Origin of the sequence: Flavihumibacter sp. CACIAM 22H1, assembly GCF_001601815.1 — a bacterium.
Taxonomy (GTDB): domain Bacteria; phylum Bacteroidota; class Bacteroidia; order Chitinophagales; family Chitinophagaceae; genus Flavihumibacter.
Genome location: NZ_LUKG01000056.1, coordinates 11,621 through 28,442 on the forward strand (window position 1 = coordinate 11,621; position 16,822 = coordinate 28,442).

The window sequence follows — 16,822 nt, forward strand, 5'->3', positions numbered from 1 at the left end:
ACTCCTCTAATCTTTTTGTATTTACCTACGGCGGTTTACTGACAGCGGGTGAATTTAAAATTCCGGTAGCTACCGGAAATTTCGGAACAGATTATTATATGCCCCTTGTCAATCACCAGGCCATTAATGAAACCGGCGTACAGCTGGTACCGGGCGGTAACCCCGATAATAAATGGAAGATACCCGCTGCCGGCCCCTATAAAATAAGGCTTGATCTGCAGGCTATGACCCTGCAGGTTCAGGCATTTACACCCTTCACGGAAATCTGGATGGTAGGCGATGCTACACCTGCCGGCTGGAATATAGATAATCCCGTTGCACTGGTTCCTACAGCCGGTAATCCCTATGAATTCAGCTTTACCGGACCAATGACCGCCGGAGAATTTAAATTTCCACTGGCTACCGGCAACTGGGGCTGCGACTATTTTATGCCGGTGATCAATGGTTCGGAAATGGGTAGCACCCAACTGAAGTTTATAAAGAGCGGCAGCCCGGATAATAAATGGAGAATTACTCAGCCGGGTACCTACAAAATAACCATCAATCAGCTGTATGAAACAATTCTGATTCAAAAACAATAGTAGTAATGGTTCGAGCTAAATTATTTGTACCCTTTGTTTATTGCCTCCTGTTGGCCGCTTGTAGAAAAGATGGGCCGGAAAAAGATCCCATAACCTACGGAAACGCTTTTTCCTTGCAACTGCTGGCAGACAAGGCCGCCTATAAACCAGGTGAAGTAGCCAGTTTTCGCATAAATCGCCAACTGGCCGGAAACTGGAAAATCCGGTTTCGGCACCTGGATGAATTAATTCTTGAACAGCCGGTAAGCGGAAGCACACTAAAGCTGCCCCTGCCCACACCGGATTATAAGGGGTACCTGGTTGAGCTGGTTGAACTAGCGGAGGGCAAAGAACTGGTAAAGGCAGCTATTGGTGTGGATGTGTCTTCCGACTGGAAAAAATTTCCGAGGTATGGCTTTCTTTCCAAATTCGGTTCAATACCAGGCGCCGAAATGGAAAGGGTGATGGAAGAACTTACGCGGTATCATATTAATGGACTGCAGTTTTACGACTGGCAATACAAACACCACCAGCCACTTGCCGGTACAGGTGCGTTGCCTATGCAAAGCTGGACAGATATTGCGAATAAGGAAGTACGGTTGAATACACTGCAACAATATATTGAAATGGCTCATGCAAGAGGAATGAAAGCCATGTTTTATAACCTGGCCTTCGGTGCCCTCAAGGATGCTGCCACAGATGGTGTAAAAGAAGAATGGTACCTGTTTAAGGATGCAGAGCGAAAACAGAAAGATAAACATCCGCTTCCACAACCATTTTTCAAGAGCGATATATTCCTCACAGATGCCGCTAATAGGGAATGGCAGCAATATCTTATAGATCAAAATAAACAGGTATACGAAGCGCTTGCTTTCGATGGCTACCACGTAGACGCACTGGGAAATAGAGGCGCGCTCTATGCCTACGATGGCAGGCAGGTAAACCAGGCAAGGGATTTTGCCCCATTCCTAGAGGCAATGAAAACGGCAGCACCGGAGAAAAGGCTGGTGATGAATGCCGTTAATCAATATGGACAGGGCGAAAGCATTGCTTCGGCCCCGGTTGATTTTTTGTATACCGAAGTATGGCATCCTAATGAAACGTATGCAGACCTGGCCACGATACTTGCCAATAATAATTACCTAGGTAACGGAAAGCCTTCTGTGCTGGCCGCCTATATGAATTATACACTATCCGATAACCCCGGTTACTTTAACACACCCGGCGTGCTGCTCACAGATGCTGTTATTTTTGCCCACGGAGGTACGCATCTTGAATTGGGAGAACATTTATTAAGCAAAGAATATTTTCCGCATAATAACCTGCAACCACGTGATGACCTTCGAACAGCTTTGCTGAATTATTACGATTTTATAGTTGCGTATCAAAACCTGCTGCGCGATGGTGGCGACTGGAACAGCGTTAATCTGTCCTGTACCAATCAAAAAATGACCATCAATCAATGGCCACCTGTAAGCGGAAATGTTAGCCTGCTCAGCAAAAAAATAGGTAATCGGCAGCTTTTGCAACTGCTCAATTTTAACCAGGCAACCGAACTGAATTGGAGAGATGATAGGGGTCAGCAACAAAAACCTGCACTTATAGAAAATGCCACACTTAGATGCACGCTTGGGCAAACAGTGCGTAAAATTTGGGTGGCTTCGCCCGACAGGTTGCAGGGCGCACCGGAAGAAATTAGTTTTGAACAGCAAGGTAATGAACTGGTATTTACACTGCCATCGCTGCTTTACTGGACTATGATTGTAATTGAATAGTATAAGCTATGAAGAAAATATGTAAACTCATTATCGGGCTACTGATTAGTGGTGCCGGCAACGCACAACCGGTAAAAACGCCGGGCAATTGTATAGGTTACGAGGTGAAAGGAAATACCGTCGTGTTTAAAGGAGCGGATAGTTCCGCGGTTTCTTTAAAGCTGCTGGCTGGTGGTGTATTTCGAATCTGGTTTTCTCCGGATGGCCGTTTTGAAAAAAAGAACGAATCCTTTGCAGTTATTACCGATTCTATAGAAGCTACCGGCAACCTGCAGGTACATGAACAGGCGCAGGCCTATGAATTGTTTACAGACCTGTTGAGAATTCGCATTAACCGGTCGCCCTTCCAGTTGCAGGTTTTTGATAAATACCAGCGACTCCTGATGAGCGATTTTAAAGAAAGGGGCCTGGAGAAAGATGCTGCTAAAGTTATTTCCTACAAACAGTTAAGGCCAGATGAACAGTTTATTGGGCTGGGAGAAAAAGCCGGGCCACTCAACCGGAGAGGCCGTACTTATACCATGTGGAACAGTGACCGGCCCTGCTATACCAGCGACGAAGACCCGCTGTATAAAAGCATTCCATTTTTTATGAGCAGTTATCAATATGGGATCTTTTTTGATAATACCCATAAATCCGTTTTCCGGTTTGGCACAGAATCCAGTCAGTATTATTCCTTTGAATCATCCGGTGGAGAGCTCCTCTATTATTTTATTTATGGAAAAGAGTACAAACAGATTCTGCAGCAATACATAACACTAACCGGTAAGCCAATTCTTCCGCCTAAATGGGCATTTGGTTTTTCGCAAAGCCGCGGCTTGCTAACCAATGAAAAACTGACCCGCGAAATAGCAGCAGGTTATCGTTCCCGAAATATTCCCTGTGATATCATCTACCAGGATATCGGCTGGGTGGATGCACTCCAGAGTTTTGACTGGCATCCGGAACGTTACCAGAACCCCGCAGCGATGTTAAGTGCGTTGGATTCCAATGGTTTTAAAGTAATTGTATCACAGGACCCGGTGGTGTCTCAATCCAATCAACGCCAATGGAGGGCCGCCGATTCGCTGGGTTATTTTGCACTGGATCAGCGTACCGGCAAATCCTACGATATGCCCTGGCCCTGGGGGGGTAATTGCGGTGTGGTAGATTTTACCAAACCGGCAGTGGCAAACTGGTGGGGCAAGCTGCAGCAGAAGCCAATTAATGACGGGGTAAAGGGTTTTTGGACAGATATGGGCGAGCCGGCCTGGAGTAATGAGGATGCGCCTGATCGCCTGCATATGAAACACTTCCTGGGTATGCACGATGAAATACACAATGTATACGGATTCACCTGGGATAAGGTGGTAAAGGAACAATTTGAAAAGTATAATCCGGGTAAACGGGTGTTTCAGATGACCCGTGCAGCTTATGCTGGTATACAACGTTATAGCTTTGGATGGTCTGGCGATTCCGGAAATGGAAATGATGTGCTGGATGGCTGGGCAAACCTGGCCAATCAAATCCCTCTTGCTTTATCGGCGGGCATGGGCGGCATTCCCTTCTGGGCCACAGATATCTCCGGCTACTGTGGTGATATAACCGATTATGCGGCGATGTCAGAATTGTATATCCGCTGGCTGCAGTTTGGCGTATTCAACCCGTTGAGCAGGGCGCACCATGAAGGTAATAACGCCGTTGAACCCTGGTTATTCGGAGCGGAAGCTGAACAGATCAGTAAAAAAGCTATTGAGTTAAAATACCGGTTATTTCCATATATCTATTCCTATGCAGCAGAAACACATGAAACCGGCTGGCCCCTTATGCGGGCAATGTTGTTGGAATTTCCCAAAGACACCAATGGATATACGGCGAATGAACAGTTTATGCTCGGACAGGAATTGCTGGTTGCACCCGTGGTAAAAAAAGGTGCCCGCAGTAAAAAAATATATCTTCCGGAAGGTAAATGGATCGACTTTAATAACCCGGGAAAACAGTTTGATGGCGAACAGGTAATCGAGTACCCGGCCCCGTTAGATATTGTACCGGTGCTGGTTAAAAAAGGGGCTATCATTCCCCTGATGCCGGTGATGCAATACATCCATGAAAAAAAGGATTTTCCTTTTACCCTCCTGGTATACCCGCCGGAAAGCGGGCAAAAAACAAGTTTCCGCCTGTATGAAGACGATGGTGAAACCACCGGGTATCTGCATAAAGAGCATAGTATTACCAATATCAGCTGTGCTGTTCGGGCAGGAATTACAGACCTGCTGATACAGGCACCGGTTCATAATAATGGGTTCAAACCGGAAGGAAAACGTTCCTGGCTGATAAAAATTCAGCTGGAGACAAAACCCAAACAAGTGTTGCTTGATAAGAAAAAACAAAAATTCAGCTGGGATCCGGCAACACGCACCTGTAGCCTGCAATTGGAGTATGGGGCAACCGACCAGGCGCTCGAATTCATTAAATGATAAGGATGCGTTGTAAAATTTTTCAACTGGCGGGATGGCTTGCTTTATCTTTCAGTATGGCATGTAAATCCGATTCCGGCGAGCCTTTCTACTCTTCGGCAGCCTACCGGATATTTAAAGATCAGGTAGTTCAGGGAGCGTATAGTTCCAAAGCGCTGTCTGCTACGGAGCTGGTGTCTACCTATCGTAGCCCGGCCAACCCGTATAAAAAATCAATCATTGATTTCAAGTTTGCGATCAATGGAAAGGACAATGAAATGGTATCCGGGATAGACCATCATTTTAATGTGCTGGGCACCGGCCCCGTTATTAAAACCCCGCTGATAAAATTCGGACAGGCTTTAAAGTTGGGAGAGCACGAAGAATCGGGATATATTAAACCGAATACCAAACTACTGGTACAATTGGATCTGCGGGAAATACTGGATGCTTTTTCAAAAGCCGGTTATTTTGAATTTTTTAATGGAGAACGGTTATATAAGCAGGATTTCAGCGCAGTTTATATTGCTGGCAGTACCGCACCTATGACCTGGGATTTCAGCCAGTTAACCCGGCATCCCGAACTGGAATTAAAGGATCCGGATGGAGACGGTATTTACGAGGTATTGTTAGAAATCAATGAAGAATCCATACCCGCAACGCCAACGGAACAGGGCTGGAAATTGTCGAAAGACATCAGTTCCTACCCAGCCCTTCAGTCTGATTTCATCCTGACAGACGCTTTATATAATATGGCCCTGGAGGAAATGGTGAACGCCATCGAACCCGACAGTACCTTCCGCACAGGAAAGGAGTGGGCAGGCGTATGGACAAGGGATATCAGCTATAGCATTCTTTTATCAATGGCCTATATGCAACCGGAAGTTGCCAGGAACAGCTTGCTTAAAAAAGTCAATGCCCGGAAAAAAATTATCCAGGATACCGGTACCGGTGGAGCCTGGCCGGTTTCGAGCGACAGGATGATCTGGGCTATTGCAGCCTGGGAAATTTACCTGGCAGAGGGTGATCTGCACTGGATGGCGCAGGCATTTGAGATCATAACCAATACCCTGCAGGATGATTACCAGACTATATACGATCCGGCTTCGGGCCTGGTGAAAGGGGAATCGTCTTTCCTTGACTGGAGAGAGCAAACCTACCCTGCCTGGATGCAACCGGCAGATATTTTTGAATCAAAAACATTAAGTACAAATGCGGTTCATTACCAGGCTAACCGGGTAGCTGCAAGAATGGCTGATCTGTTAGGCAGCCAAACCAATGCCGCCGCATTTAATAAGCGCGCCGACCAGATACGGGAAGCGGTTAACCGATTGCTGTGGATTCCTGGTAAAAAGTATTACGCGCAGTATTTATATGGCCGGGGTGATCAGTTGAGGTCAGCCCGCACCGATGCGCTGGGAGAAGCATTAGCCGTGTTGTTTGACCTGGCTACCCCCGATCAGCAAAAGGAACTTGTTTCCAATACACCGGTAACCAGTTTTGGTATACCCTGTATTTACCCCGATATTCCGGGTATACCGCCCTACCATAACAATGCCGTTTGGCCCTTTGTACAAGCGTTCTGGTTAATGGCTGCCTCCAAAGCCGGTAATGAAGCGGCCGTACTGGAGAGCATGGCGGCAATTTACCGGCCGGCAGCGCTTTTTCTTACGAATAAAGAAAACCTGGTGGCGGAAAACGGCGATTTTAAGGGTACCCAAATCAATTCAAGTAATATGCTCTGGAGCTTATCAGGGCATATCGGAATGGTACACAAAACCTTGTTTGGTATCCAGTTTACTGAAGAGGGGCTTCGGTTTCAACCCTTTATACCCCAGGCCTTGGCCGGTAACCGGGTATTGAAAAAATTCCGCTATCGCGGCGCTGTTTTGGATATCGAGATCAATGGCTACGGAAATCAAATACGCTCTTTTTCATTGAATGGGGTAAAAACAGACGCCGCTATTATTAATAAAGAACTAACCGGCAGCTATACGGTAAAAATTGAACTGGACGGACCAATTCCGCCTCAACGCATTTATAAGCCAGGCAATTATACGAGTTTGGCCGAACCTAAACTTGGGTTGGATAATGATCAGCTATACTGGCTGCCGCAGTCTTCCGTAAAACAATACAAGCTGTTCCGGAACGGAGAATTATTAAAACTAATCTCCGGCAGCCTTACCAGTGAAACCATTACCGAACCAGGCCGGTATCAATTGATGGCCCTGGACGAAGCAGGGGTGGAATCATTTGCCAGTGAACCGGTGGAATTTTTTCAAGCAGTGGAAATACCGCTTTCTGCCAATAAACTCTCCACGCAGCCGGTTGCTGTTACTATTCAACAGGCCGGTGTATATGATGTTGATGTTGAATATGCTAATGGAAACGGCCCAATTAATACCGATAACAAATGTGCCATAAGAACCCTTCTGCTGAATGAGCAGCCGCGGGGGGTGCTGGTTTTTCCCCAACGAGGAAAAGATAATTGGACCTCCTGGGGATACAGCAACAGCATCCGGCTTCATTTATCGAAGGGAACCCATGTTCTTTTGCTTGCCTATCAACCCTACAATGAAAATATGTCGGGCCATACCAATACCGCATTATTTAAAAAAATACGCCTAAGAAAAATTAAATGAAAGATATATATTCGATAATACTTTCTTTTCATTATGATTAATTTCATTTTTTTGATTTTTCTGCTCTCTGTTAACCCGAAGCAACAATCCTTGGCCCAGCAGTATCCGCAGGATAAGGGCATCGAAACAGACCCCGATGTTTTATTTGTGGAACAATTTGAGGAAGATACCAGTACTATTTTTGCGCGGTATGAAGACATAAAAAATCGAACCGGGATTTTTAATGATCCGGATGTTCCGAAGGGGAGTGCCGGAAAGCATTCAGTGAAACTCACCAATATAGGGGGAAAAAACGATGGCGCTCATCTGTATAAAATGATTCAACCGGGCTGGGACGACAGCCTTTTTATCCGCTATTATGTTAAGTACCCGGCCCTGTCAAAAGGGTATATTCATCATGAAGCAGTTAAAATTGGCGGTAATTACCCGGCTATTCCCTATCACATGGGACAGGCCGGACGTTGTGGGGAAGGCGATAAGCGTTTTTCCATTTCCTATGAGCCCAATGAGGAACCGGAAATGGATGCCTACCTCTATTGGGGCGAAATGCGCAGTTGGAATAAGGGTACCAGCTGTTATGGAAATACCCTGGTTAACAAAAGCAGCCAGGCGCAGGATTTAAAATGGGACGAATGGATCTGTATTGAAATAATGGTCAAACTTAATAAACCCGCAACCGCCCGAAACGGAGCTCTCCGGATCTGGCAGGACGGAAAAGAAGTGGGCTACTGGGGCCAGGGTTTTCCGAATGGCTATTGGGAAAAGGATCGATGGATAAATGATCCGGCCGGAAAGCCTTTTGAAGGCTTTCAGTGGCGCTCCAACCCTTTGCTCAATGTAAATTTCCTGCGCATTGAGCATTATGACAGTAAGAGCCCGGCAGGAGAAAATCACTATACCAAATACGATCACCTGGTGGTTGCGAGGCGGTATATTGGTCCTATTGCTACCGGCAATCGCAGGCAATAGGCCGGGTGCTGATAAGGATATTGTCAAAATAGCGTTCCTGTTCTTTTACGGAACCTTTGTTCCAGTAATTCTCAAAAAATACCGCGTTGATTCCATAAGAACCGGGCTGCAGGTTCCAGCGGGCATGCCAGTTCAGGTCATACCTTGCACCTTGTAGTTCTCCGTTTACCCATACTTCGAAAATGCCATCCGATAAACCAGGCGTATTCAGCTTTACATGGGCAACAATACAGTTCCATTTACCGGTCTGGTCGGTGCGGAACAGGGGCGTTGAACCCTGTGTGCCACCCATCCACCGCAGGTTTTCGAAATCATTGTATTTTTTGCTCGCAAGTTGGCTATCGGTATTGATGCCGCTGGCGGGGTCCATCACCAGGTAATCATAGGAATTGGGTTGGCCCCCAGACCAAACATGCGCAATCATTCCCTGTTGCCAGGTTTTACTGGCAATACTGGTTGCGCGGCTTAATTTGTCGCCGCCGCCACCTTCCCAACCAGGTTGGTTCCGAAGCTCAATCCGCCAATAGATGTCGGTAAAATTACTATCGGGCATGCTGCTGTACTTCATACCTGGGTCGGGAGAGCGGCCGATAGCTTTCTGTAATACACCGGCTTCTACTTCACCTGCCTGAAATTTTACACGCATACCATGGCTTCCATTTCTTCCTGCCCCTGCCATCCGGATAAATTCTCCATCATCCGGATCATAGCCAAAATACCGGTTGCCGAGGGGGTCGGTTGATTCAAAGTCGTCACAGAAAATTATTCCGGGTATCTGTCGCAAAGAATCACAGGGCAAGCAGGATTGCGACTGGCCGAAATACGGCGCGTACAGGAAAAAAAGGACAAATAGAACTCTTATCATGATTTTGTAAAATAAGGAAATGAAAGATATAATTTAAAATACAAAATATTTTGAAAGATAATTACCTCTGTTTATATTTATACCTCCTTATAATTATGGTAGCTCATGCAACGATCGACAACCACCTATTTACGCATTCTGATAGTATTGCTCTTAAGCGGATGGATGGAAAAAGGAGGGGCAACTCCTCCGGCCAGCCAGTTACCTGCATTAATACCTTATCCAAAAGAGGTAAATTATGCAGCAGCCAGCCAGCCATTGGCCGGTTTTACACGGCTTATACAGGCGGGTAATCCGGGTAAAGCAGATCGTTTCACGGCAGCATTGCTACAGGAATCACTTCAAAAAAGATGGGGGCACCAGCTTCAGGCCGCCGCCGCTACGCCGGGAAAATACATCCGGTTGGAACGGAAAAAAGACAAAACGCTGGGGGAAGAAGGCTATCGCTTAACCGTTCGGGAAGCAGGTATTACTATTTCCTCGCCTGGGGAAGCCGGACTTTTTTACGGCGTTCAGACCCTTTTGCAACTCATTGAGGGCAAGGAAAAAAATGCTACACTACGCGAAGTTGAGATCCGAGACTGGCCTGATACCAAGGTTCGGGCAGCACATTACGATACCAAACACCACCAGGATACCAAGGAATACGTGCAACAGTTTATTCGCGAGCTGGCTGCCAGTAAAATGAATATGCTGGTTTGGGAATGGGAGGATAAATTTTTATATCCAAGTCATCCTGAAATCGGTGCCCCGGGAGCTTTTACGATGGCGGAAATGCAGGAGCTAACCCGCTATGCACAGCAGTACCATGTTCAGCTTGTGCCACTGGTACAGGGATTAGGACATGTTGGTTTTATTCTTAAATGGCCGCAATTTGCCCATTTGCGCGAGGTGCCTGCCTCTAATTTTGAATTTTGTCCATTGAAAGAAGCCTCGTATCAATTGCTGATGGATCTCTGGAAAGACGCAATGGAAGCCACGCCGGGTTCAAAATTCATACATATCGGCTCCGATGAAACCTACGAATTGGGTAAATGCGAAAATTGTAGTAAAAAGCAGGCTGAAATCGGCCGCAGCGGCTTATACCACCTGTTTCTTGGAAAAAGTGCGGAGTTATTGAAGCCGCATAAAAGAGGGGTTATGGCCTGGGAAGCTCCGATGGGCTGGGCAAAAGGCAGGCTCAATATTTACCATGGTGAAGACAAGGCAACGCAACAGGCGCCTGTAGTACCCCATCCCTCGTTGATAATGACGGAATCCTACAGTTATGAAACGCCCGATTTGGCCTATGCAAAACAAGCAAAAGCGTTGGGTTATTCGGTATATGCCTATGATCCTAATCCAGGTATTGAGCAGTTATTTCTACCCTATTTTTTTGTGAAGAACGGGAAAGGAAAGATCGAAGCGGGGGCTTTAGAAACTTCTGTAAAATTTCTCCAGGAAAATTTAGGCAGCAATGTATTTGATGGAGTTATCCGAACCAATTGGGATGACTCTGGCTTACCTATGCAGGCCTGGAGTTTGTGTTTTGCTACTACAGCAGCTTATTCCTGGAATGTAAAAGGCTATTCATTGGAAGCATTTACCACTGCCTTTATGCGAAACTGGTATGGGGCGGAGCAACAGGATATGACAACCCTCTACCGCCTTCTGAATGAGGCTGCCTATTTTTATATGGAAAGCTTTGAACGCAGGGTTTGGGCCTGGGGAGATATTGGAAAAACACATTTGCCCGATTTGCCCAGGGGCGATGCCCTGGAATACGACCCTTTCTGGGCTCGGGAATACGCCGACCGGCTTGATGCGTCTAAGCTAATCCTTGCTAAAATGGACAGCGCTGTTGCCATTTGCGAAAAAAATATAGCAGCCGGGGCACTGCATTCCTATGATATCGAAGTGCTGAAAACCCTGGCCGAACTGGCTAAACATACGGCCCAAACCTATTTCGACCTGGAATCATTGGAAACAAGTATTAAACAGGCGCATCTGCAGCGTTTTGTAAATATCGACTCGGCCTACTATCACCTGCTTCAGGCAGAAAAAACGGTTGCTGGCCAGTTAGCCAGAAGAAAGGCGGTATTTAAGGCGCTCTGCCAAAAATGGGAAGAAACCCGCTTGCCGAAAGGAATGTCGACCCCAGCGAAAACTTATTTTTTTGAACAGGAACGAACCCGGCATTTTGCCAACAGGGTAGCTGGTATGGAGTACCTGATCTACGACGAACAGTTGCTCGACCTGGAAGGCTACCTCGAAAAATTAAAAGCCTACAACGATTATTTCCGCCAACGTTTCCAACCAACTCTTCAACCCTAATTTTTCCGGCAATGCAACCAAGAAGAAAATTTGTACAACAGATGGCTTTTTCCACAGCGGCCATAACATTGGGTAACCCATTGATAGCAGCAATAAACCGGCAGCCCCAGAAATTACGGCTGGGTTTTATCGGCACAGGTTTACGTGGACAAGCACATCTTGCCATGAGTTTGAACCGGACCGATGTAGAAGTAGCCGCTATTTGCGATATTGATGCACGGATGTTACAGATGGCCGGAGAACTGATAAAAAAATCAGGAAAAACCAGACCGCAGGTTTTTACCGGTGATCCTTATGCGTACCGGAAAATGCTGGAATCTGCTAAGCTGGATGCGGTTGTTATTTCCACCCCCTGGGAATGGCATACCCCAATGATCCTGGACAGCATTGCAGCCGGACAAAAATATATTGCTACTGAAGTGGTTTTGGGAATTACCCTCGAAGATCATTGGGAGGTAGTACGGGCTGCAGAAAAATCAAATGCGCAGGTAATGATGCTGGAAAATGCCTGCTATCGTAGAGATATACTGGCTGTACTGAATATGATCCGCCAGGGTTTGTTTGGTGAAATCATTCATTTGCAAGGCGGGTACCAGCACGATCTGAGAGGCGTAAAGTTCAATGATGGGGTAACTCCTTATAATAGTGGGGTAGAATTTGGCGAAAAAGGTTTTTCAGAAGCAAAATGGAGGACACAGCATTCGATCCATCGCAATGGCGACCTCTACCCAACCCATGATGTAGGACCGTTGGCCATGCTGATTGACATAAACAGGGGCAATCGCTTCGTTTCATTGAATTCGTTCGCCAGCAAAGCAAGGGGGCTACATAATTATATAGTAAAAAAAGGCGGCGCCGACCACCCGAATGCAAAGCAGTTGTTTAAGCTGGGTGATGTGGTAACCACCCAATTATCCTGTGCCAACGGGGAAACCATCTTCCTGCAGCACGATACCAACCTGCCCCGCCCTTACTCATTGGGATTCAGGGTGCAGGGTACCAACGGTATCTGGATGAACCTGAACAATGGAATCTACATAGAAGGAGTTAGCAAGTACGATCATGAACGCTGGGACGATGCAGCGGAATGGTTTAAAAAATACGACCATCCACTCTGGAAAAAATGGGGTGAGGAAGCCACCAAAACAGGCCACGACGGCATCGATTTTTTTGTGCTGCATGCTTTTATTGAAGCGGCAAAAAGAGGAGAGCCCACGCCAATGGATGTCTATGATGCCGCCGCCTGGAGCGCTATTACGCCCTTGAGTGAAAGTTCTATTGCCCTGGGAAATGAAACAGTCGATTTTCCGGATTTTACCAGTGGAAAATGGATGCACCGACCCAACCAGTTTGCAAAAGGAGCCCTTTATTAACCCCGTACCGCACACCGGTACCTGCTTTTTCATAAACCATGCTCACCAGAGGGCTCTCTGGTCATCTGTTGCTGCACCAGGCATGGTAACAACTACAGTTTTTCCCATAAATCCTGTTGTTTTCTTTCTGTTTTATCCGATAAAATAAGGTTTCGCAAATAAAAAAACCGGAAAAAACATTTTTATTTGGGCGAATACTGAATAAAACTTATTTTTAAGGAAAGGAAACGAAAATATAATACCGACAATTTCTTTTGTAACCTTCTTTTTTAATTAATGCCAAATACACTGCAAATGAAACGAAATCAATTGATGAGTAGTCTGCTACTGATCCTTTTGTTGTTTGTAACCGGGGGGCTTGCCTTCTCGCAAACAGGAAAGATCGGTGGAACTATTTTGGATGAGAATCAAAAACCCCTGCCTGGTGTTTCTGTTTTTTTAAAAGGAACTACCCGTGGAGTAGTTACCGATGCAGATGGTAAATTTTCCATCGATGCACCCGGTAATGGTACCCTTATTATTAGTTATACCGGCTATCAGCAGCAGGAGCTTGCTATTAACAGCCGCCAGAATATTGCAGTTACCTTATCTGCAACAAACAGCCAGTTATCGGAAGTGGTAGTAACGGCCCTGGGTGTGGAAAGAAATAAGAAATCACTGGGCTATTCCATGCAAACCATTGATGGAGATCGTTTATCAGAAAATAAAGACCTGAACGTTGCAAATGCATTAAAAGGTAAAGTTGCCGGGGTACATATTAACCCCTCGGCAGGTGGTGCCGGCGGATCTAGCTTTGTGGTAATCAGGGGCGCCTCTTCCCTGCAGGGGAATAACCAGCCCCTTTATGTAATAGACGGGGTTCCGATCGACAATCAGACGCTCGGTACGCCGGGGGCATTTGGCGGCCAGCGCGATTTCGGCGACGGGATTGGCAATATTAACCCCGATGATATCGAATCCATGTCGGTACTGAAGGGCCCGGCAGCAGCTGCCCTGTATGGTGCCCGTGGCGCCAACGGCGTTATTTTGATCACCTCCAAAAAAGGAAAATCAGGGCGCCCGGCACGCGTGGATATCACTTCTAATTCCACCTTCGAATCGCCCAATGTACTCCCCACTTTTCAGAATGTTTGGGGAGGTGGATACGACGACAATTATACCTCCTTCGGAAAAAAAACCATTGATGGGGTAGAATACGATAGCTGGCCCGGCTGGCTGGTAGACAACTGGGGTGGTCGGATGGATGGTCGTATGATTGCCATCGATACCTGGCCGGAACTGGGCGCGGTAAAATTCAGTCCGCAACCCAGCGATAACCTGAAAAGCTTTTTCCGGACGGGTAAAACCTTTACTAACACAGTAGCTGTTTCCGGTGGAAGTGAAAAAGGAACCTACCGTTTATCGGCATCCGATATGCGTAATGAAGGAATAATACCCAATAATTCCCTGAAAAGACAAAGTATTAATTTGCTGGCTTCTTTGAATGTTACCAAAAAACTTACGGTTGAAACAAAAGTGAACTATATCCGCCAGAGTGGAAATAACCGCCCGGAAGTTGGTGGTTTGCTAACCTCGCCTATAGCAAGTTTGATGGCAACCCCCCGCTTTATTGATCTCGATTGGCAGAAAAACTATAAACGCGCCAATGGTACCATGATCAACTGGAAGAGCGGTAGCCCGAATAACCCTTACTGGCTCTTAAATGAGCTGATCAGTAAGGATACCCGCGATCGGATTATTGGTTATGTATTGGCCCGTTACAAGTTTACCGACTGGTTAAGCCTGCAGGCCCGGTCAGGTACAGATTTTTATACAGAAAACCGGATGGTTCGAATCGGTATCGGTACACCTGGTACCCTGGATGGTAGTATCTCCAACGACCAATACCAGGTTAAAGAATCGAACAGTGATGTATTACTTACGGCTGCCGGAGAATTATCTAAAAACTTTACAGGATCTCTTTCTGTAGGAGCGAATCATTTAAAAAGAGAGCAGGAGCAGGTGGGCTTTACCGGTACAGGATTTAATATTCCCGGACTCTACCATATCAATAATGCCAGGAATAAAGCCACCCGCAATAATATCAGTGAAAAAGTAATCAACTCGGCTTATTTTACCGGCCAGGTTGGGTATAAAAATTTTCTATTCCTCGATTTTACGGGTAGGAACGACTGGTCTTCCACCCTGGGTTTAAAAAATCAGTCCTTCTTTTATCCCTCTGTTAGTACCAGCTTTGTGTTCTCTGATGTACTGGGTTCCAATACCGGTGTACTGGATTATGGCAAGCTACGTGTATCGTATGCCGAAGCAGGTAACGATGCTGATCCTTACCGTACTACAGGAGGTTATAGCTTATCCAATTTGAATTTTAATGGACAGCCTTTTGCCGCTATCAATTCAACGGTTCCGCTGGCTGATCTTAAAAATGAGCTTACCCGCAGTATTGAAATCGGTACAGAACTCCGGTTCTTTAAAAACAGGTTGGGACTGGATGTTACTTATTACAGTGCAGCTACTTTTAACCAGATCATCAATATCGGGTTGTCAAGTGCAACAGGGTACGCTTCCCGCATGATCAATGCCGGTGAAATTCAGAATAAAGGCGTGGAAATATTATTGACCGGAAGCCCGGTTAGAAATAAGAATTTCAGCTGGGATATGATTCTTAACCTGTCTAAAAACCGTTCTAAAGTAATTGAGCTTACAGAAGGCATTTCTACCTACAGAATGCTTACGGCTACACGAGCCTCCATACAAGCAACACCTGGTGAAGCCTTTGGAAATATCATCGGGTTCGATTATAAGAGAACAGAAGACGGCCGGATTTTACTTACCGAACAGGGTAAATTCCAAAGCGCCTCCGAAGCTACTATTTTAGGAAACATACAACCCGACTGGCTGGGTGGCTTAACCAATAGTTTTACCTATAAAGGAATAACCCTCAGCGCCTTGATTGATTTCAGAAAAGGCGGACAGATCTTTTCTCAGTCTTATGACGATCAGAGTGCAAAAGGCATGGGTAAGTTTACAGAAAACAGAACTAACCTGATTGCGGAGGGGGTAATTGAAGGTCCGGATGGAAAATATACACCCAGTGATATTGTACTATTGGCGCAGGATTATTATGCCGGAAGAAGTGCCTGGGGCAATATTGCAACCGACGCTATTATTGATGCAGACTATGCAGCACTCCGCGAAGCAAGTATAGGGTATAATATCGGCGCTTCCCGCTGGTTAAGTAAAACCTATTTTAAAGGAACCCGGATTTCACTTATCGGCAGAAATCTTTTTTACATCTATCGCGATGCCAAATTCAAAACAATGGGAATTAGTCCGGAGTCTGCCTTCAATACAACCATTTCTGCCCAGGGGTACGAGGCGAAAGGAATTCCCACAACACGTAGCATTGGCATTAATCTATCCTTTACTTTTTAACCGGTTAACGAGAAAGTATGAAACTCAGAAAATATAAAACCCAGCTATTGGTAGCAGGAATGCTGACGCTTGTTATTGGCGGGTGCACAAAAAATTTCGAACAAATCAATACCAATCCAATACTTATAACAAAGGATGTAATTCGTCCATCGATGTTATTTACCCTGGTATTGAAAAACACCATTTTCGCCAGTCACAATGGTGGCACATTTAATGAATACAGTAATTATTATGCAAATCAGGGCTCCGGAACTATTTTCCAGGCCCGCGACTGGGGCGGCAACTTTACGTATGCCGGTGACCTGATTAATACTGCAGAAGTAATCCGGCTTACAGGTAATGACCCCTCCCTGAAAAACCAGCAAGCGGTTGCAAGGATCTGGAAAGTTTGGCAGTTTCATCAACTGACCGATATTTTTGGTGATCTGCCCTATTCAGAATCGCTGCTGGATGTA

Annotated in this window: 10 protein-coding genes; 9 read left to right on the forward strand and 1 reads right to left on the reverse strand. The window is 46.0% G+C overall.

What is annotated here, in order from left to right:
- The 5 genes from A1D16_RS14650 to A1D16_RS14670 form a co-directional block, all read left to right on the forward strand.
- Positions 1 to 581: SusF/SusE family outer membrane protein (locus A1D16_RS14650; RefSeq protein ID WP_290710804.1), on the forward strand; the 581-nt coding region annotated here is incomplete at its 5' end.
- A gap of 5 nt (positions 582 to 586) precedes the next feature.
- A complete protein-coding gene (locus A1D16_RS14655; protein WP_290710806.1) occupies positions 587 to 2,335 on the forward strand; it encodes a glycoside hydrolase family 66 protein in 1,749 nt (582 codons plus the stop codon).
- Positions 2,336 to 2,343: 8 nt separating this feature from the next.
- Positions 2,344 to 4,791, forward strand: coding sequence for a glycoside hydrolase family 31 protein (locus A1D16_RS14660; RefSeq protein ID WP_290710808.1), 2,448 nt, complete (start codon positions 2,344 to 2,346; stop codon positions 4,789 to 4,791).
- Between the two features lie 56 nt (positions 4,792 to 4,847).
- Entirely contained in the window at positions 4,848 to 7,412 is a 2,565-nt protein-coding gene (locus A1D16_RS14665) for a hypothetical protein (RefSeq protein WP_290710810.1), read from the forward strand.
- A gap of 33 nt (positions 7,413 to 7,445) precedes the next feature.
- Positions 7,446 to 8,381 (forward strand): hypothetical protein, encoded by a 936-nt coding sequence (locus A1D16_RS14670; RefSeq protein ID WP_290710812.1) that lies wholly within the window; start codon positions 7,446 to 7,448, stop codon positions 8,379 to 8,381.
- On the opposite strand, the gene A1D16_RS14675 is transcribed toward A1D16_RS14670, so the two are convergent.
- Positions 8,359 to 9,246, reverse strand: a complete 888-nt coding sequence (locus A1D16_RS14675; RefSeq protein ID WP_290710814.1) for a hypothetical protein — start codon at positions 9,244 to 9,246, stop codon at positions 8,359 to 8,361. The two genes, A1D16_RS14670 and A1D16_RS14675, sit on opposite strands and share 23 nt — an antisense overlap.
- A 105-nt stretch (positions 9,247 to 9,351) precedes the next feature.
- On the opposite strand from A1D16_RS14675, the gene A1D16_RS14680 reads away from it, so the two are divergent.
- The 4 genes from A1D16_RS14680 to A1D16_RS14695 form a co-directional block, all read left to right on the forward strand.
- Positions 9,352 to 11,559, forward strand: a complete 2,208-nt coding sequence (locus A1D16_RS14680) for a beta-N-acetylhexosaminidase (RefSeq protein WP_290710816.1) — start codon at positions 9,352 to 9,354, stop codon at positions 11,557 to 11,559.
- A gap of 11 nt (positions 11,560 to 11,570) precedes the next feature.
- Positions 11,571 to 12,932 carry a Gfo/Idh/MocA family oxidoreductase gene (locus A1D16_RS14685; RefSeq protein WP_290710818.1) on the forward strand — a complete coding sequence of 454 codons (1,362 nt, stop codon included), beginning with the start codon at positions 11,571 to 11,573 and terminating at the stop codon, positions 12,930 to 12,932.
- Positions 12,933 to 13,226: 294 nt separating this feature from the next.
- Entirely contained in the window at positions 13,227 to 16,367 is a 3,141-nt protein-coding gene (locus tag A1D16_RS14690) for a SusC/RagA family TonB-linked outer membrane protein (protein ID WP_290710820.1), read from the forward strand.
- A gap of 17 nt (positions 16,368 to 16,384) precedes the next feature.
- On the forward strand, positions 16,385 to 16,822 hold a 438-nt coding region (locus A1D16_RS14695), incomplete at its 3' end, for a SusD/RagB family nutrient-binding outer membrane lipoprotein (RefSeq protein ID WP_290710823.1).